General features: G+C 74.3%; 13 protein-coding genes and 1 pseudogene. 6 read left to right on the forward strand and 8 right to left on the reverse strand.

The genetic code is table 11. The features are described from left to right. Nucleotides 1-291 precede the first annotated feature (291 nt). Nucleotides 292-897, reverse strand: a pseudogene (locus AB0898_RS25425) (ATP-binding protein); the annotation flags it as partial. A gap of 208 nt (nucleotides 898-1,105) precedes the next feature. Beyond that, nucleotides 1,106-1,429 (reverse strand): hypothetical protein, encoded by a 324-nt coding sequence (locus AB0898_RS25430; protein ID WP_366805289.1) that lies wholly within the window; start codon nucleotides 1,427-1,429, stop codon nucleotides 1,106-1,108. A gap of 312 nt (nucleotides 1,430-1,741) precedes the next feature. Between AB0898_RS25430 and AB0898_RS25435 the strand changes: the two genes are divergently transcribed. Beyond that, the gene (locus AB0898_RS25435; protein WP_366805290.1) at nucleotides 1,742-2,866 is read left to right on the forward strand and encodes a PLP-dependent cysteine synthase family protein; all 1,125 of its coding nucleotides are present in this window, start codon (nucleotides 1,742-1,744) and stop codon (nucleotides 2,864-2,866) included. A 94-nt stretch (nucleotides 2,867-2,960) separates the two neighbouring features. On the opposite strand, the gene AB0898_RS25440 is transcribed toward AB0898_RS25435, so the two are convergent. Continuing rightward, the gene (locus tag AB0898_RS25440; RefSeq protein WP_366805291.1) at nucleotides 2,961-3,812 is read right to left on the reverse strand and encodes a DeoR/GlpR family DNA-binding transcription regulator; all 852 of its coding nucleotides are present in this window, start codon (nucleotides 3,810-3,812) and stop codon (nucleotides 2,961-2,963) included. 372 nt (nucleotides 3,813-4,184) lie between these two features. On the opposite strand from AB0898_RS25440, the gene AB0898_RS25445 reads away from it, so the two are divergent. Continuing rightward, on the forward strand, nucleotides 4,185-6,557 hold the full coding sequence (locus AB0898_RS25445; RefSeq protein WP_407078403.1) for a hypothetical protein: 2,373 nt from the start codon (nucleotides 4,185-4,187) through the stop codon (nucleotides 6,555-6,557). A 20-nt stretch (nucleotides 6,558-6,577) separates the two neighbouring features. Here the strand turns inward: AB0898_RS25445 and AB0898_RS25450 are convergent, their stop codons facing one another. From AB0898_RS25450 to AB0898_RS25460, 3 genes are all read right to left on the reverse strand, one after another. Then, nucleotides 6,578-9,025 carry a right-handed parallel beta-helix repeat-containing protein gene (locus AB0898_RS25450; protein ID WP_366805292.1) on the reverse strand — a complete coding sequence of 816 codons (2,448 nt, stop codon included), beginning with the start codon at nucleotides 9,023-9,025 and terminating at the stop codon, nucleotides 6,578-6,580. Nucleotides 9,026-9,253: 228 nt separating this feature from the next. Further along, on the reverse strand, nucleotides 9,254-9,859 hold the full coding sequence (locus AB0898_RS25455) for a hypothetical protein (RefSeq protein ID WP_366805293.1): 606 nt from the start codon (nucleotides 9,857-9,859) through the stop codon (nucleotides 9,254-9,256). 359 nt (nucleotides 9,860-10,218) lie between these two features. Beyond that, nucleotides 10,219-10,707 (reverse strand): DUF6643 family protein, encoded by a 489-nt coding sequence (locus AB0898_RS25460; protein WP_366805294.1) that lies wholly within the window; start codon nucleotides 10,705-10,707, stop codon nucleotides 10,219-10,221. A gap of 288 nt (nucleotides 10,708-10,995) precedes the next feature. Here AB0898_RS25460 and AB0898_RS25465 point away from each other — a divergent pair, with 288 nt between their 5' ends. Then, nucleotides 10,996-12,222: a TerD family protein gene (locus tag AB0898_RS25465; protein ID WP_366805295.1), complete on the forward strand. Its 1,227-nt coding sequence runs from the start codon at nucleotides 10,996-10,998 to the stop codon at nucleotides 12,220-12,222. A 16-nt stretch (nucleotides 12,223-12,238) separates the two neighbouring features. On the opposite strand, the gene AB0898_RS25470 is transcribed toward AB0898_RS25465, so the two are convergent. Continuing rightward, nucleotides 12,239-13,414, reverse strand: coding sequence for a glycosyltransferase (locus AB0898_RS25470; RefSeq protein ID WP_366805296.1), 1,176 nt, complete (start codon nucleotides 13,412-13,414; stop codon nucleotides 12,239-12,241). 57 nt (nucleotides 13,415-13,471) lie between these two features. Here AB0898_RS25470 and AB0898_RS25475 point away from each other — a divergent pair, with 57 nt between their 5' ends. Next, complete coding sequence (locus AB0898_RS25475; protein WP_407078404.1) at nucleotides 13,472-14,266, forward strand: glutamate racemase; 795 nt, start codon at nucleotides 13,472-13,474, stop codon at nucleotides 14,264-14,266. A 253-nt stretch (nucleotides 14,267-14,519) separates the two neighbouring features. After that, nucleotides 14,520-15,071 carry a hypothetical protein gene (locus tag AB0898_RS25480; protein ID WP_366805297.1) on the forward strand — a complete coding sequence of 184 codons (552 nt, stop codon included), beginning with the start codon at nucleotides 14,520-14,522 and terminating at the stop codon, nucleotides 15,069-15,071. A 208-nt stretch (nucleotides 15,072-15,279) separates the two neighbouring features. Here AB0898_RS25480 and AB0898_RS25485 read toward each other — a convergent pair whose 3' ends face one another. Then, complete coding sequence (locus tag AB0898_RS25485) at nucleotides 15,280-16,341, reverse strand: O-antigen ligase family protein (protein ID WP_366805298.1); 1,062 nt, start codon at nucleotides 16,339-16,341, stop codon at nucleotides 15,280-15,282. 375 nt (nucleotides 16,342-16,716) lie between these two features. Here AB0898_RS25485 and lnt point away from each other — a divergent pair, with 375 nt between their 5' ends. Further along, on the forward strand, nucleotides 16,717-18,321 hold the full coding sequence (lnt, locus tag AB0898_RS25490; RefSeq protein WP_366805299.1) for an apolipoprotein N-acyltransferase: 1,605 nt from the start codon (nucleotides 16,717-16,719) through the stop codon (nucleotides 18,319-18,321). Nucleotides 18,322-18,337: the final 16 nt, after the last annotated feature.

Below are 18,337 nucleotides of genomic sequence, written 5' to 3' on the forward strand. Positions count from 1 at the left end.
GGGGGGGGGGGGGGTTTTGGGGGGGGGGGGGGGGGGGGGGGGGCGGCGCCCCACCCCCCCCCCCCCCCCCGCCGCCGTATCGGGGAGGTCACCGCCCGGTCAGCCGGGAACGGCCGACCGGGCGGGAGCGGTGGCCGCCGCGGCCCGGGCCACGGCCGGCGCGGCCGCGAGAGCGGGCTCGGGCGCCGGGCCGGCGGGCGCGAGGGCGGGTTCCGGCGCGGGTCCGGCGGACGCGGCCGCCAGGGCGGGTTCGGGCGCGGGGCCGGTCGAGGCGGTCGCCAGGGCGGGCTCCCGTGCGGGACCCGCCGGCGCGGGCGCAGGGGTCACCGGCGTGACCGGGAGGGGAGCCGGGACCGGGTTCGGGGTGGCCGGGGCGACGGGCGTGACCGGGCCGGCCGGCGCCGGGCGCGGCTCGGTGGCGCGGGTCACGGTGACCCGTTCCGCCGCGCGGCGCGGGTCGCGGTCCGGCCGGGCGTGCTCCACGACGGTGGCGGCCAGCGTGAACCACACGACCTTGCCGCTCTCGCCGTCCGGGCGCGCACCCCAGCTCTCGCTGACGGCCGCGACCATCGCCAGACCCCGCCCGCAGGTGGCGAGGGGCGCCCGATCCAGGGTCTCGGCCGCGTCGGCCACCACGGGCAGCCGCGGATCGCGGTCCCGTACCGACACGGTGAGGCGGTCGGGCAGCAGCTCCAGTTCGACGGTGCACGACTTGTCGGGACGCGCATGTCGGTGGACGTTGCTCAGCAGCTCGGTCACGCCTAGCGCGGCGCGGTCGATGAGGGGGTCCAGATGCCAGTAGCGCAACTGCGCAGAGACGATTCTGCGAACCTGTCCGATCCGCGACGGCAGGGCTTGGAGCTCCACCGCGCAGTGCCTGTTGGGGTGACTGATCACGGCTGCGACTCCCCGATGTGAGGTCCCGAAGGAACCGGAAGAACACGGAGAACAACGGAAATCCAGGAGGGCGCTCGCGTCCAGGAGGCGGCCCGACTGCGCGGCCGGCGGACTGGACCTCAGCGTTACCTCAGGTAAACCCAGAGTGACGTGAGATCAGCGTGACGCAGCGCCCGCCCTCCCGCAACTCGCCGCGGCGGTACGCAGGTCAGTCGCCGTGTCGGGCCGCCCGGCGCACCGCGTCGATGAACCGCCGGGCCGCGGGCGGCCCCGGCTCGCCCGGCGCCGGGTCCTGCTCGCCCAGGGTCAGTTCGTAGCGCCGGCCGTTCAGCTCCGCACGCGCCCGGCCGCCCGGTGCGAACCACGGCTTGGAAGCGCGGACCGACTGGACCGGCGCGCTGTCGATCTCGCTGTCGTAGCTGTTGAGCAGCTCCACCCTGCCGTCGCTGATCCGGACCTTTCCGGCCCGGGTGAGCGAGCGCAGCCCCTTGCCGATGCGCACGCCTCTCGCCGTGAACTCGGGCTCCGCCATCCTCGCCGTCCCCTCCCGCGCGTCTCGTCCGCGTGTCGTACGTCGTGTGCGTCTCGTGCGTCGTCCGCGTGCCGTTGGCAGTCTGCCTCCGTGAGCACCGGAGCACCAGGGTGCGGGAGAAGTGCGCCGCGAGCGCCCCGGGTACTCACGCCAATGCGCCCCCCCCGCGCCCCCCGAACGAGTGTGCCCCAGGCTTCCTTTGGGTGGCTGAAAGATGCGTTGATGCAGGTGAGAAGCGTGACGGGAGGTGCCTATGATCGGGGTGCCGGCCGCGCGGGGCGCCGTCGGCGCGACCGCGTAAGGAGCCTCGCCGTGAGCACCACCCCATCGGCCCGGGCCGGGGCCACCCTCGACGTCGACCGCAGCGACGCGGCCTACCGGGACTGGCTGAAAGAGGCCGTCCGCAAGGTCCAGGCCGACGCCAACCGCTCGGCCGACACCCACCTGCTGCGCTTCCCGCTGCCCGAGCACTGGGGCATCGACCTGTACCTGAAGGACGAGTCGACCCACCCGACGGGCAGCCTCAAGCACCGCCTCGCCCGCTCTCTCTTCCTCTACGGGCTGTGCAACGGCTGGATCCGCCCGGACCGCCCGGTCATCGAGGCGTCCAGCGGCTCGACCGCCGTCTCCGAGGCGTACTTCGCGAGCCTGATCGGCGTGCCGTTCATCGCGGTCATGCCGCGCACCACCAGCGCGGAGAAGTGCCGGCTCATCGAATTCCACGGCGGGCGCTGCCACTTCGTGGACGACCCGCGCACCATGTACGAGGAGTCCGCGCGCCTCGCGGCCGAGACCGGCGGCCACTTCATGGACCAGTTCACCTACGCCGAGCGCGCCACCGACTGGCGCGGCAACAACAACATCGCCGAGTCCACCTTCCGCCAACTCGCCCTGGAACGCTTCCCGGTGCCCGCCTGGATCGTCGCCACCGCCGGAACCGGCGGCACCTCCGCGACGCTGGCCCGCTACGTCCACTACATGCAGTACGACACCCGCGTCTGCGTCGCCGACCCGGAGAACTCCTGCTTCTTCGAGGGCTGGACCACCGGCGACGCCCACGTCACCTGCGACTGCGGCTCCCGGATCGAGGGCATCGGACGGCCGCGCATGGAGCCCAGCTTCGTGCCCGGCGCCATCGACCGGATGATGAAGGTGCCGGACGCGGCGAGCGTGGCCGCCGTACGCGCCCTGGAGCGGGCCATCGGCCGCAAGGCGGGCGGCTCCACCGGCACCGGACTGTGGAGCGCGCTGAAGATCGTCTCCGAGATGGTCGCGGCGGGGCGCACCGGCAGCGTCGTCACCCTGCTCTGCGACCCCGGCGACCGCTACCTCGACAAGTACTACTCGGACAGCTGGCTGGCGGAACAGGGCCTGGACATCGCGCCGTACACCGCCGCGATCGAGACGCTGCTGGCGACGGGGGTCTGGCCGGACTGAGCGGGGGCACCGCTTCCGTGGGAGCTCAGGGCGGGCGACGGGGGAGACGTCCTCGGGCCCGCCCGGAGCCGCTCAGGTCTGCCTGAAGCCGCGCTCAGGCGTCCTCGGTGTCGTCCGGCTCGTCCTCGTCCAGCTCCGGCTCGCCCGCCACCACCAGCCGCCGCAGCCGCTCCGAGACCTCCGCGCGGGCCTCGGCGGGCAGCCCCCGGTCCGTGACGAGGGTGTCCACCTCGTCCAGCGCCGCGAACGAACTCAGGCCCACCGTGCCCCACTTGGTGTGGTCCGCGACCACCACCACGCGCCGCGCCGAATGCACCAGGCGCCGGTTCGTCTCGGCCTCCGCCAGGTTCGGCGTGGACAGCCCCGCCTCGGCCGATATGCCGTGCACACCGAGGAACAGCAGATCGAAGTGGAGCGCGGAGATCGCCCGGTCGGCCACCGGACCCACCAGCGAGTCCGAGGGCGTGCGCACCCCGCCGGTCAGCACCACCGTGGCCGCGCCCTGCCGCTGACCCGAGACCCGCTGCGCCGCGTGGAACACGTCCGCGACCCGCACCGAGTTCGTCACCACCGTCAGATCCGGCACCTCCAGCAACTGCCGGGCCAGCGCGTACGTGGTCGTACCGCCGGACAGCGCCACCGCCGCACCCGGCGCGACCAGCCGCGCCGCGGCCCGCGCTATCTCCTCCTTGGCGGTCGGCTCCAGGCCCGACTTGGCCTCGAACCCCGGCTCGTGCGTGCTCGCCTCGACCACCGGCACCGCGCCGCCGTGCACCTTCTCCAGCACACCCTGACGGGCCAGCGCGTCCAGATCTCGGCGCACCGTCATGTCCGACACGCCGAGCTTGCGGGTCAGCTCGTTCACCCGGACCCCGCCCCGGCGCCGTACCTCGTCCACGATCAGGGCGCGACGCTGCTCCGCGAGGAGGTTCTGATTCTCACTCACGTACGCTCCGGTCCTTTCGCCCCACACTCGTCCGACACGCCCGGCACACCTGGTCCGACCAGGACGTTCCGTCCGGCAGCGGCTATGCGGGCGTCTCATCTTGTCACGCCGCCCCATAGGCCGCGCCACCGCCTGTCACCCCGCCCACCTGGGGTGCGACCACATGTGCGCCGCGCCCACCCCGGCCGGCATCGCACACACAGGGAAGATTCGGTAACGAAAAGTGACGCCGGGTGTACACAGCGCTCGAAACGGAGAACCTGATTCCCGCACGGCACGGAAAACCCCGCACGGCAACCCCGCACGGAGCCCGCACGGGAAACGCTCGCCGTGCGCGTCATCCCCACCGCGTCACACGAATGCGAGCGAACAGTGGCAGGCGCGCAGAAGCACACCACCGCGCCGGAACCGGCGCCTCCCCCCACAGCGCCCCCGACGGCACGCCCGGACCTGGAACTGCTGGTCCACGGGGTCGGCGGCACGACCCCGGAGAAGATGCTCGGCGACCCGCGCACGGTCCGAGTCACCGGCGACGACACGGCCGCCGTCTTCCGCCGCGCCGAGGACGCCGGACCCCCCGGGGACCCAGACGACGCCACCACCGACGGCAGACCCCACGGCGCACCGGGCCGCGGCGACAGACCCCGGGGCGAGCCGGTCCAGGAGGCGTACGTCTGGTGCAACCTCACCTCCGGCAACGCCAGCCGCGCCCTCTGGCTGCTGCTCCTGCCCTTCATGGTCGTCAACCTCGCCCACTGGATGCGCCCCGCCGCCCCCGGCCGCACCCGCACCGTCCGCCTCTACGGCCTCCTCGTCCGCCTGGCCGCGCTCTCCCTCACCGTGCTGCTCGTCGCCGCCGCCTGCGAGGTCGCCCTCGACCTGGTCGCCTGGCAGTGCGCGGGCGTCACCGCCTGCTCCGGGCGCCACTCCTGGCTGCATTTCCTCTCGCCAGCCGGACACGGCTGGTGGAGCGCGCCCGGCCGCCGCCTCGCCCTCGCCGCCCTGGCGCCCACCGCGCTGACCGCCCTGCTCTGGTACCTCTCCCACCGCACCTGGAGCGCGTACGAGTCCCACCGCCCGATGGCCCGCACCCCCGAGCCCGACCCCCACGCCGGAGCCCTGGCCAGCCCCGGCTTCTGGTACGGCCGCCGCCTGGGCGCCCGGCTCCGCGCCGCCCACACCGCCGCCGGACTGCTCACCGTCGCCGCCGCCCTCACCGTCCCCGCCCTCCACCACGACCACCACCCCGCCCCCCTCCACACCCTCGGCCTGATCCTCGGCGCGGCCCTGCTCGGCTGGGCGCTCACCGTCGTCGTGGTCGTCTGCCGCCGGGGACGCAGCGAGACCCGCCTCGACCCCAAGACCGACCGCCTCCTCGTACGCGGCCTCCCGCTCGGCGCCCTCGCCCTGCTGCTCCTCGCCGCCCTCTACGCGGGCTGGTCCCGCCCCGGCTGGCACTCCGCCGGGCGGCTGCCCGGCGACCCCGTCTTCGGCGCGCTCATGCTGACCCAGGGCGTCCTCGCCGTGACGCTCGCCGTCGTCGCGTACGACCTGTACCGCCGCAACCCCGACCCCCGCGCCGCCATGCGCGGCCTCGGCGGGCCGGCCGTCGTCTTGCTCGCCTGCGCCCTCGGCGGAGTGGCCTCCGGCGGGGTCGCCCAGCGCGTCGCCGACTGGCTCGACGGCACCCGCGCCTCACTCGCCGGACCACCCGTCACCCTGACCTGGCAGGCGTCCGCGATCCCCCCGCTGCTCCTCGTCCTGCTCGCCACGACCGCCCTGCTCGCCGCGCGTGTCGGGCGCCTCGCCCACGCCGAACGCGCGCGCGTCCGCCACCAGCACCCCGGCGAACCCGAGGACCCCTCCCGCACCCGCGCCATCGCCCGCACCCGCGCCATGGCCACCCTCACCGACCGCGCGCCCCTGCTCCTCGCCGTCGTCTCCGTCACCACCCTGCTGCTCGGCGCGGCGGCCCTGACCGGCTCCCTCACCACCGAAGTGCCGCCCGCCCGCGCCGCGCACGACGCCGGCGAACCGGTCCGGATCGCCGCCGAGACCGCGCAGGCCCTCGGCTCCTGGCTGGTCGGCCTCGGGCTGCTGCTCTTCGTCACCTGGGGCCGCCGCGCCTACAAGGACGCCTCCGCCCGGCGCACCATAGGCATCCTGTGGGACGTGGGCACCTTCTGGCCGCGCGCCGCCCACCCCTTCGCGCCCCCCTGCTACGCCGAGCGCGCCGTACCCGACCTCACCTGGCGCACGGCCACCTGGACCGAGCGCACCGGCGGCCGGCTGGTCCTCTCCGGCCATTCCCAGGGCAGCGTCCTCGTCGCCGCCGCGGCCTGGCAGCTCACCCCCGCCACCCGCGAACGGGTCGCCCTGCTGACCTACGGCTCACCACTGGAACGTCTCTACGGCCGCTGGTTCCCCGCCCACTTCGGCCCCGACGCCCTGGCCGCGCTGCACTGCGACACCGGCCCCTGGACCAACCTCTACCGCCGCACCGACCCCATCGGCGGCCCGCTCCGCGTCCCCGGCGAACCCCATGTGGACCACGCACCGCTCGACGACCCCCGGGCCTACGGCCGCAGCCCCGAACACCCGCTGCCCGCACCGATCCTCGGCCACTCCGACTACCAGGACGACCCCGCCTTCGCCCGCGCGCGGGCCCGCCTGCTCGCCCGCCTCCACCCCGGGCTGCCGGCGCAGCGCCCCTCGGACCGGGAGGCCGAGGAGCCCGCGGGTTGACAGGGCAACAGGCCGACAGTTCAGGGAAGTTCGGGCAGGTCCTCCGCGTACAGCAGCGTCAGATCGTCGGTGCTGGGGTCGGGAAGCTGGGCGACCCGGCCCGCGTGGTGCTCCACCATCGCCTCGAACGTCTGCCGGGCGGTACGGCCGTTGCCGAACGCCGGGCCCTTCGGCAGCTCCGTGAAGTACTTCAGCAGCGCCTCCGGAGTGCCCTCCGCCAGCCGGTACTCGTGCTCGTCCGCCTGCTGCCCCACGATCCGCAGCAACTCCTCCGGACCGTAGTCCCCGAAGGTGATCGTCCGTGAGAACCGGGACGCCACACCGGGGTTGACGGAAAGGAACCGCTCCATCTCGGCCGTGTAACCCGCGACGATCACCACCACCGCGTCCCGCTGGTCCTCCATCAGCTTGACCAGCGTGTCGATGGCCTCCTTGCCGAAGTCCCGCCCGGCGTCCTCGGGGGAGAGCGCGTACGCCTCGTCGATGAACAGCACACCGCCGCGCGCCCGCCCGAACGCCTCCTGGGTACGGATCGCCGTGGACCCGATGTGCTCACCGACCAGATCGACCCGGGACACCTCGACCAGATGCCCCTTCTCCAGCACCCCGAGCGAGGCGAGGATCTCGCCGTAGAGCCGGGCCACCGTCGTCTTGCCGGTGCCGGGGGAGCCGGTGAACACCAGATGCCGCTTGACCGAGGCCGCCTTCAGACCTGCCCTCTGGCGGCGCCGGCCCACCTCGATCATGTCCGTCAGCGCCCGCACCTCGCGCTTGACGCTCTCCAGGCCCACCAGCGCGTCGAGTTCACCGAGCACCGCCTCGGACCCGCGGACCTCGGGCTCCGGTACGTCCGGTACGACGGGCGCATCCGGATCGACGGCGCGCTGGCCCGGGATCGCGCCGAGCAGCCCGCCGGCCGACGGGGACGCCGTCTGCACCGCGGTCGCGCGCGGCGGCTCGGGGGGCCGCAGACCGCCGCCGGACTCGTCGCTCGTGCAGTCCTCCACCACCGGACCGGTGCCCGAACCGGAATCGGGGCCCGCGTCGGCGAACTCGTACCCCCCGCGCGCACACCGCTCCGTACGACAGCCGCGCAGCGTCGTACGACAGCCGTCGATCACATGGAAGCCGTACCCGCCACTGCCGCTCACCCGGCAGTTCAGGAAACTGCCCCGGCCCCCGGCGGACACATAGAAACCCGCCTCGGCAGGGCGTTCCACCACACAGCGTTCGAGGGACGGATCGGCGCCCTTGGTGACGATCACACCGGTTTGGGTGCCCTCCAGCACACAGTTGGCGAGCGTGCCGCCACTGCCGTGGTCCCGGAACCAGGCGCCGGTCGCCGCGTCCCGGACACGGCAGTCGTCCAGCTGCGCCGTCGCCCCGTCGCTCACCGACACGGCCGTGTTGCGCACCTGGCTGAGATCGCTGTCCACCACGTCCACACGCGAACCCCGGTCCAGGACGAACAGGGCGTCCGGCACGTCGTGCACCCGGCAGGAGTCCAGCACCGCCGTGGCGCCGTCGCTCACCCACACCGCCGGATAGTCGCCGGTGCTGTCGGAGATCTCGCACTGGTTGGCGTCCACCCGGGTGCCCGCGTCCCACACCGACAGACCGTTGCGCCCGAAGCGGTGCACGGCCGTCCGGGTCAGCGTGAGCACCGAGCGCGAACGCAGGTCGACCGCGTTCTCCGGGATGTCGTGGATCCGGCAGTCCGCCAGCGTGAGCGAGGCGTCCGTGTCCAGCGTGACGCCGTCGCCCGAAGTGCGATGCACGGCGCAGTCGGTGAGCTGCGCCGTCGCCTGCCGCGTGATGTGCACGCCCGAACCCCGGACCTCGTACACCTCGCAACCGACCGCCTCCAGCGCGGAGTTCTCCCCGGTCACACTCAGCCCCGAGCCCGCCGCGTGATGCACCCGGCAGCGCTCCAGACGCGGACGCGCGCCGCCCCGGACCGCCACCCCGGCCTGCCCGGCCGCGACGACCTCGCACTCGTCGAACACCCCGCCGCCCCCGTCGAGCACGGCGATGCCGGCACCGGCCGGGTTGTCGACCGTGCAGCGGCGCACGGTCGGGCGGGCCCCGCCGCGCACCTCGATGCCGACGGCCGAGCGCGTCACGATCCGCAGGTCCGTCAGCTCGGGCGTGCCGTCCTCCACCAGGAGCGCGGGCGCCGTGCCGTCCTGGCCCTCCACGTGCAGGCCCTGCACCACGGCCGAGGCCCGCACCGTGAGCGGCACCCCGTCCACCGGCGCGATCCGCACCGAGCCGGGCGCGCCCTCGGGACCGCGCAGGGTCACCGGGCGGCCGACCACCAGGTTCTCCCGGTAGGTGCCGGGGGCGATGGTGAGGACGTCGCCCTCCGCGGCGGCCTCCAGGGCGGCGGCGAGCGATGCGTACTCACCCGTGCGGCGCCGCCACCGCGACGTACCGGTGTGCGTCACCTGGACCGTGCCCTGTGCCATGGCGTTGCTGTGCCCCCACCTCGTGGTACTTGTGCTCGTCCGCCTCTGGGGCTCCGCCGCCGGTGCCGGAAGGGCGACCGCCCGCGGCCCCGGGGGCCGGCGCGGGTGCGCTCCGGACTCCGGCGCGGCCTTCGGCTCGCTCGCGCGCGGGTCGATGCCGAATAGGGAGTCGGCCGGTCCACCGTAGCGTGTGCGCGGACGCCGGGACGACCAGAGCCGCGAAGCAGGTCAGCTGCCCGTCCCGGCCTTGCCCCAGTCCGGGCCCGCGCGCTCCCATGCCCGGTCCCACCCCGCGTACCTGCGGCGGACCATGCGCCACAGCACCAGCCGGCGGCCCGTCTCGACCAGCGCCGCGGCGAGCAGCGCCGCCCCGATTCCGGCCAGTACCGCGTGCGCGTCGGCCGTCGCCGAGTCCAGCGGACGGCTCGTCAAGTTGCCCTGCCGGTCCGTCCAGACCATCAAACGGTCGCCCCGGCGCGGGGACTTGAGACCGGTGAGGACCGCGCCGCGCCGGCGCGTGCCGTCCGGTGCCGTCCAGCCGGCCAGGACCCGGCTGCGCACGGCGCGCGAGGCACCGGCGTCCGGGTCGGTCTCGGGCGGGTGGTACGCCATCCGGCGCAGCACGGTCGCGGGGACGCGCTGCCGGGTGTGGCGCTGCTCGGCCACCGAACGGCGCAGGGACTCCTGGGCGGCCTTACCGGTCAGCCGGCCGATCGCCGGCGCGGCCGCGCACATCAGCAGCAGCGCCACGAGGCACACCCATGCCTCGGCCCGGTCGGTCGGCCGGCGCAGCGCACTGCCCCGCCACCGCCACAGACCGCTGATCGCACGCACGGCCCCACCCCCTCGCCCGACGTGAGCACCGCCCGGCCGCACAGACCCCGGCTCGCCGGGGGAGAGCGGCACCACGTCCGGCGGACGACTCTCACGAGATTCTCATCCTGGCGAACGACCGGACCCCGCCCCCGGTTCCCCGCCGGCGGCCCGAACTGCAGACCGGTCCCCGGACGTCCGCCGCCGCGTACGCAGACGGACGCCGCCGCCGAGTGGAGACTCGGCGACGGCGTCCGTCCGACGTGTGCGCACGCGCTGCGACGACCTTCCCCCCGTCGTCCGTCAGCGCCCGGAGCGGTGTCCGGCCGGCTCCCCATGTCGCCACCTTGCCGGACGGCACCGACCACGGGGTGGTGCGATCAGTAACCCCGGTACTGCTGCTGGTTGTTGTACGGGTCCTGGTACGGCTGCTGCGGCGGGCGCGGCGCGGCCGGGCGCATCGCCTCGTACCCGGTGCCGGGCGCGGCGGCGGGACGCGGCTGCTGCGGCTGCGCTCCCGGGTAGCCGCGCGGCGCGGCGGCCTGCTGCGGGATGTACGCGGTGGGCGCCTGCTGCAGCGGCGCGGGCTGCTGCGCCTGCGGGTAGCCGTAGGACGCGGGCGCCGGCTGCGACGGGGCGGCCGGGAGGGCGGGCAGCGCGGAGGGCAGCGCCGGGAGGTTGCTGCTGGGCATGCCCGCGCCGGGCATGTTGCCGACAGGCAGGTTGCCCGGCGTGTCGTAGGCGGCCGGGACACGGATCGGGGCGATTTGCGGGGTTCCCCGCTCGGCCACGAGCGAGTCGTAGATCGGGGTGTCCGGGAAGGAGGCGGAGTAGTAGCCGCCGCCATAGGTGGAGCGGGGGGAGGTCATGGCACATAAGTTAAGCCCACGATGTGCTGGTTGGGGAGACCGATAAGAAGGTTGTTTTCCGTGTCGGTGGCGAACTTGGATCGCTAATCCGAGCGAACTTGGCAAAAATGGACGTCATTCGACGTTTGGATCGTGTAAAGGGCGAGTTTCCGGCGGGTTGCCGATGATCGGCGTGCGGTTCTCCCCCGCTGGGCAGGGGAGTTCGCGACACCCCGTGCGCGGACGGGCGGGATGATCCCCGGCGCGGTCGCGGGAACTCGGAAACGGCGAGATCTGATGGGGGCGGACATGACCATGTCGAAGGGCTCGAACACGCCGGTGCCCACCACGGTGCTGCGCGTCGAGACGAGCCGGCACGCCGGCCCCGGCACACCCGCCACGGACATCGCCGCCCTGCTGCTGACCTCCGGCAGGACCCGCTCCGACGCCGACCACATCACCGGCGACCACCCCGCCCATCCCTCCGGCGCCGTCCGGCACGAGACGGCACGCCACGACGGCGACCACGTCACCGACGTCTTCACCGTCGACCTCGCGCGCGTGGAGGACGCCGTCGAACGGATCGTCCTCGCCGCCACCGCGGACGGCGGCACCTTCGGGCAGGTCCCCGGCCTCGCCGTCCGGATCACCGACCCGGACGGCGAGGCCGTCGCCCACTACGACGACACCGGCGCGAGCGTGGAGACGGCCCTCGTCCTCGGCGAGCTGTACCGCCGCCAGGGCGGCTGGAAGTTCCGCGCCGTCGGACAGGGGTACGGTGACGGACTCGACGGACTGGCCAGGGAGTACGGCATCAGCCCGCGCCGCCCGGCCAGGCGGCCCGACCCTGTGACACCTGAACCGGAGCGTCCTGCACCCGAGTTGGGGCGAACCACTCCCGAACCCCCGGCCACCGCACCCGAGTCGCCCGCCAGAGTCACCCTCACGAAGGCCGCCCCCGCCGTCTCGCTCGCCAAGCAGGGCGCCACCTCCGGAGCCCTGCGCGTCAACCTCAACTGGCGCATGCGCGAGACCAGATGGACCAAGGGTGCCGCACGCGACCTCGACCTCGACCTGTGCGCCCTGTACGAACTCGCCGACGGTCGCAAAGGCGTCGTACAGGCCCTCGGCAACGCCTTCGGCACCCTGCACCGCCCGCCGTACATCCACCTCGACGGCGACGACCGCACCGGCGCCTCGGCCGACGGCGAGAACCTCACCGTCAACCTCGACCACGCCCCCGACTTCCGGCGCATCCTGGTCTTCGTCACGATCTACGAGGGCGCCACCTCCTTCGCCGGACTCCACGCGACCGTCACCCTGCGGCCCCAGCACGGCGCCCCGGTCGACTTCTCCCTCGACGAATGCACGGTGCCCTCCACCGTGTGCGCACTCGCGCTGCTCACCAACCAGGGCGGCGACCTCGTCGTCCGGCGCGAGGCCCGCTACCTCGTACCGGAACGCGGCACAAGCCCACAACGGACCGTCGACCGCGCCTACGGCTGGGGCATGAACTGGACCCCCGGCCGGAAGTAGCCTTCGCCGGTCCTCGTCAGCCCTCGTCGGCCACCGCGTCCGGCCGCGCGTACGTCCGCCCCTTCCACGCGGCGCCCCGGCCCCGGTAGTGCCGCACCGCCGAGTCCACCGTCATCAGCAGATAGAGGAACGCCGTGAACGGCAGCAGCGGAGCCAGCCACAGCGGCTGCCCGTAGTAACGCAGCATCGGCACATACGTCGCCGCCATCACCGCCCACGCCACCGCGCCCACGACCGCCGCGGCCACATCGCCCAGCACGGCCCCGGCCACCACCGTGCCCGGCGGCACCAGATACACCAGGGCCAGACCGGCCACCGTGCCGAGCAGCAGCAGCGGGTTGTGCCGCAACTGCGCGTAGGCACTGCGCGAGACCATCCGCCACAGATCACCCAGCCCCGGATACGGCCGCACACTGTCGACCCCGTCCGCGAGACCCAGCCAGATGTGACCACCCACGCCGCGCACCGCCCGCGCGAGCGCCACGTCGTCGATCACGGCCTGCCGGATCGCGTCCGGAATCCGCGCCCGCTCGGCCGCGTCCGCGCGCAACAGCACACACCCGCCCGCCGCGGCCGCCGTACGCGCGCCCCGGCGGCCGATCCACCGGAACGGATACAGCTGCGCGAAGAAATACACGAACGCCGGGACCACCAGCCGCTCCCACGGGCTCGCCACCCGCAGCCGCGCCATCTGCGACACCAGGTCGAAGCCACCGCTCCCGGCCGCCGCCACCAGCACGCGCAGACTGTCCGGGGCGTGCGCGATGTCGGCGTCCGTCAGCAGCAGATACTCCGGATCACGCGCGCGGGCCAGCCCGATGCCGTGCCGCACCGCCCACAGCTTGCCCGTCCAGCCCGGGGGCGGCTCACCCGGCGAGGCCACCGTCAGCGGCAGCCCGCCGCGGAGCCGGGACAGCTCCCGCGCCAGCTCCCCGGTGCCGTCGGTGCTGCCGTCGTCCACCAGGAAGATCTCGGCCGGCCCCGGATAGTCCTGCGCGAGCAGCGAGGGCAGACTCGCGGGCAGCACCTCCGCCTCGTCCCGGGCCGGTACGACCACACACACCGACGGCCACACGTCCGGCTCGCGGCGGGGCGGCAGCCGGACGTCGGTGCGCCAGAAGAAACCCTGGCCGAGCAGCAGCCAGCACCAGACGACGAGGGAGGCGACGGCAATCCACACGAGGGCGCTCACGGCCGCAGTCTGCCCCACGGGACGGCCGGTGCGGGGGCCATCGACTATGGTGGCCGGGTGAAGATCGCGCTCATGGACTCCGGAATCGGCCTTCTCGCGGCGACCGCCGCAGTACGTCGCCTGCGACCCGACGCCGATCTCGTCCTCTCCCTCGACCCCGACGGGATGCCCTGGGGTCCCCGCACGCCCGAGGACCTGACCAGCCGCGCCCTCGCCGTCGCCGAGGCCGCCGCCGCGCACCGGCCGGACGCCCTGATCATCGGCTGCAACACGGCCACCGTGCACGCCCTGCCCGCGATCCGCGCCCACCTCGAACCCGGCATCCCGGTCATCGGCACCGTCCCCGCGATCAAGCCGGCCGCCGCCGGGGGCGGCTCCGTCGCCATCTGGGCGACCCCCGCCACCACCGGCAGCCCCTACCAGCGCGGACTCATCGCGGACTTCGCGCAGGGCGTCCAGGTCACCGAGGTGCCCTGCTGGGGCCTGGCCGAGGCAGTGGAACACGCCGACGAGCGCGCCATCGAGACCGCCGTCGCCGCCGCCGCGTCACTCACCCCCGACGACGTGACGACCGTCGTCCTCGGCTGCACCCACTACGAACTGGTGGCGGAACGTATCCGCACCGCCGTCCAGCGGCCCGGCGCCGCCCCGCTCGTCCTGCACGCCTCCGCCGGAGCCATCGCCGCCCAGGCCCTGCGCCGCATCGGCGAACAGCCCGCGCCGGACGCCCCGGCCGAGGGCACGCTGACCGTGATCCTCAGCGGCCGCGAGGGCGAGCTGCCCGCCGCCGCCCTGCACTACGGGGAGGGACGACTCCTCCGGCCCGCGGAGCGGGTGGCCGACCGGGGCTGAGGGGGCGGCCGGGGGCGGTGTGGCTTGGGGCCGTGTGGTTCGGGGCTATGTGGGCGGGTGTGGTGTGGCTCGGTGCCATGTGGTTCGGGGCTATGTGGGCCGGCACCGTGTGGCTCGGCGCTATGTGGCTCGGCGCCATGTGGCGCGTCGGCGGTGACGGAGCGTGGCGGGCAGCGGTCCCGGTGGGCCGCCCGGAGCAGTCACCGAGCGCGACCGGGTACCGGCGCAGCGAAACCTGAGTAACCTCATAGGCATGAGGGAGTACGACGACGCCGAGGACTCGCACCCCGACGTCTGGACCGGTCGCGCCACCAACCGGGTGCAATGGCTGCTGGCGCTCGCCGGCGCTGCCTGCCTGGCGCTCGGCATCGCGCTGGCCGTCCAGTCCGCCTGGACGTCCGGCATCGCCCCGCTCGTCATGTCCGTCGTCGGCTGCATCGCGGCCGGCCTGCTCGTTCTCTACGGCACGCTCGCCTTCGTCCATGTGGACCTCATCCTCGACCGGGACTGCCTGGAAGTGCGCTGTGGCCATGTGGGTGTGCCCCGCCGTCGCATCCCGCTGTCCGACGTCGTCGGCGCCGACTTCATCCCGCACGTCACCCCGCGCCACTGGGGCGGCTGGGGCTACCGCTGGCGCCCGGAGCGCGGCACGGCCGTCGTGGTGCGCCGGGGCGAGGGCATCGAGCTCAGCCTGTGGGACGGCCACACATTCACCGTCACCGTGGACAACGCGGAGTCGGCGGTGCGGGTGATCCGGTCCCGGCTGCGGGCGGGGGCGGCGGGGTCTGCGGGGTCGGCGCGCTGAGGGCGCGTGTGTGGGGTTCCCACGTGTGGGACTCGCACGTGTCCGGCCCGCACATGTGACGCTTCCACGTGTGCGGTCACCACGTGTAGCACCGCCACGTCTCCGCTGCCCACATGTTCGGTCGTCACATGTCTGGTCACCACATGTGGCGCTCTCACCCGTTCGGCTCCCACACGTAGCGGCCCCACACGTCTGGCGGCACCCCCGCTCAGATCGTCGTCCGTTCCCCAGCCACCGCTTCCTCCCGGACCGCGGGCTCCTCATCCACCCAGGGCCGCGCCGTGGCCCATCCGGCGAGCAGCCCCGCGCCCGCCGTCACCGTGGTGAAACTGAGCGCGTTGCCCAGTGAGGCGAGCACCGCCAGGACCGTCAGGGCCGCGCCCGCCGTCAGCACGACCGGGGTCGCCCGCGGGGCCCGCCACAGGGCGTGCAGCACCCAGCAGTAGACGGCCGCGAGCAGCAGCACCCCGACGACCCCCTGCTCGGCCAGTAACTGCAACGGAGCCGAGTGCGGCTTGACCTCGGGCGGCACGCCGGGATCCGTGCCGTCCGGCCGGCCGTAGAGGCCGGGGCCGACTCCGGCGAGCGGTGCCCGGCCCGCCAGCCCCAGCGCGTCCTGCCACATGTGGACGCGGTACGGGCCGAGCCGCTCGGCGACCGCCTCCGCGGGACCCCCGGGCAGCGCGCCCGCCGCCACCGCCCACACCCCGCCCGCCGCGCCGGCCGCCGCCAGGGCCAGCCCCGCCACCCCGACACCCCGGTGCCGCATCGAGCCCGCGGCGAGCGAGCAGAGCAGTACCGCGCCACTCGCGGCGCAGCCGAGCGGCGACCCCATGACGGCCCCGGTCAGTACGATCAGCGCGGCCAGCAGCCGCAGCGCCGACCTGAGCGCCGGTACCGGCGTCGCCCACGCGGCACAGCAGGCCGCGCCGGTGGCCAGCGCCAGCAGGGCGGCGGTGGCACCGGTGTGCCCGAGCGGGACGGCATACGGCGGTCCGGGCAGCAGCGCGGGCATCGTCACCGCCAGTACCAGCCCGGCGGCCGCCCCCGCGCACGGCGCCGCCACCGGGAGCAGCGCCCCCGATATCCGGCCCGTGGCGCACCCGGCCGCCGCCGCGAGCACCGCGAGCAGCACGCCCTCGGGACGCCCGTCGTGCCCCGCCGCCGTGATCAGCGCCCACGCCGCGCACAGCCCGAGCAGGATCATGCCCGCCCCGTCCGAAAGGTTCCGCCCTGAACGCCCCGCGTCCGTCTCCGTCGCGCGCGTCATCCCCGTCGACCCCACCCGTCGCCCCTCGCACCCGGTCCCCCGACCTGTGGCCGCGGTCTCGCCGCGCGCACCGGGACCGGCCGCACCGCCGAGACTGGGCCACACCGTAACGGCTGATGGCCGCTTTGTGGATGAGTTGCGCGGGAAGGTCGCGATTCCGGGTGGCGGTGGGCCGTTGGCCTTGCGGTCCGGGACGCGGACCACATGGGGTCGGCGCACATATGCGGACCATGTGGTGTCGCCACACGTACGCGGACCACATGGTGGCGCAGCACATGGGGCCCGCCGACATTCCGCCCCGCGCCATGAGACATCGCAGGTCGGCGCCCCGGCCCGCGCTGTCGGCGGTCGGGCACCGCGCCGTAGACTCCCCGCGTGACCGTCACCGCTACCTCCGTGGACCAGCCGGAACAGCTCCGGCCGCCCGTCGCGCCGGGCCGCCGCCGTCTGCTGCGCCTGATCCCGGCCGCAGTCTCCGCCCTGTGCGGTGTGCTGCTGTACCTCAGCTTCCCGCCGCGCCCCCTGTGGTGGCTGGCCCTGCCCGCCTTCGCCGGTCTCGCGTGGGTGCTGCGCGGCCGGACCTGGAAGGCGGCCCTCGGTCTCGGCTACCTCTTCGGGCTCGGCTTCCTCCTGCCGCTGCTGGTGTGGACCGGCGTGGAGGTCGGTCCCGGCCCCTGGCTTGCGCTGGTCGCCATCGAGGCGGTCTTCGTCGCCCTGGTCGGCGCGGGCATCGCCACCGTGTCCCGGCTGCCCCCGTGGCCTGTGTGGGCCGCCGCCATGTGGACCGCCGGCGAGGCGGTGCGCGCGCGCATGCCGTTCGGCGGCTTCCCCTGGGGCAAGATCGCCTTCGGCCAGGCGGACGGCGTCTTCCTGCCGCTCGCCGCGGTGGGCGGCACCCCCGTGCTCGGCTTCGCGGTCGTCCTGTGCGGCTTCGGCCTGTACGAGGCCGTACGGCTCGTCACCGCACGCCGCCGCGCTCTGGAGGTGCGCCGCTCGGCCGCCGTGGCCGCGCTGCTCAGCGTCGCCGTGCCCGTCGTGGGCGCCGTCGCCGCCCGCACCCTGGTGAGCGACAAGGCGGAGGACGGCACCGCCACGGTCGCGCTGATCCAGGGCAACGTGCCCCGCTCGGGCCTGGAGTTCAACGCCCAGCGCCGGGCCGTGCTCGACTACCACGCGCGCGAGACCCTCAAGCTCGCCGCCGCCGTCAAGGCGGGCAAGGCGCCCCGCCCCGACTTCGTGCTGTGGCCGGAGAACTCCTCCGACATCGACCCCCTCACCTACCGCGACGCCGCCATCGTCGTCGACGAGGCCGCCAAGGCGGTCGGCGTGCCGATCTCGGTCGGCTCGGTCGCCGAGCGGAACGGCAAGCTCTACAACGAGCAGATCCTGTGGACCCCGGGCAAGGGCCCCACCCAGACCTACGACAAGCGCCAGATCCAGCCCTTCGGCGAGTACCTGCCGCTGCGCTCGCTCGTCGGAGCGATCAACAGCGAGTGGACAGGCATGGTCCGCCAGGACTTCAGCCGGGGCGACAAGCCCGGCGTGTTCCGCATGGACGGCACCAAGGTCGGGCTCGCCACCTGCTACGAGGCCGCGTTCGACTGGGCCGTGCGCGACACCGTCACCCATGGCGCGCAGATGATCTCCGTGCCGAGCAACAACGCCACCTTCGACCGCAGCGAGATGACCTACCAGCAGCTCGCCATGTCCCGCGTCCGCGCCGTCGAGCACAGCAGGGCCGTGACGGTGCCGGTCACCAGCGGCGTCAGCGCCGTCATCATGCCCGACGGGAAGATCACCGGGAAGACCGGCATGTTCGTGCCCGCCTACCTCGACCAGAAGATCCCGCTGCGCTCCTCCGAGACGCCCGCGACCCGCCTCGGCGTCCTGCCCGAGCTCGCGCTGGTCCTGGTCGCCGCGGGCGGCCTCGGCTGGGCGGTCGGCGCCGGGATGCGCGGTCGGCGCGCCGGGCGCGCGTAGCCGTACGACCGCCGTA

The sequence above is a fragment of the Streptomyces sp. NPDC005435 genome (assembly GCF_040703155.1).
In the GTDB taxonomy this organism is placed as follows: domain Bacteria; phylum Actinomycetota; class Actinomycetes; order Streptomycetales; family Streptomycetaceae; genus Streptomyces.

Bases quoted from the DNA above. Each gene is read 5' to 3' on its own strand.
- AB0898_RS25430 (WP_366805289.1), bottom strand. From the start codon at position 1,429: ATGGCGGAGCCCGAGTTCACGGCGAGAGGCGTGCGCATCGGCAAGGGG.
- AB0898_RS25450 (WP_366805292.1), bottom strand. From the start codon at position 9,025: ATGGCACAGGGCACGGTCCAGGTGACGCACACCGGTACGTCGCGGTGG.
- AB0898_RS25465 (WP_366805295.1), top strand. From the start codon at position 10,996: ATGACCATGTCGAAGGGCTCGAACACGCCGGTGCCCACCACGGTGCTG.
- AB0898_RS25460 (WP_366805294.1), bottom strand. From the start codon at position 10,707: ATGACCTCCCCCCGCTCCACCTATGGCGGCGGCTACTACTCCGCCTCC.
- AB0898_RS25480 (WP_366805297.1), top strand. From the start codon at position 14,520: ATGAGGGAGTACGACGACGCCGAGGACTCGCACCCCGACGTCTGGACC.
- AB0898_RS25485 (WP_366805298.1), bottom strand. From the start codon at position 16,341: ATGACGCGCGCGACGGAGACGGACGCGGGGCGTTCAGGGCGGAACCTT.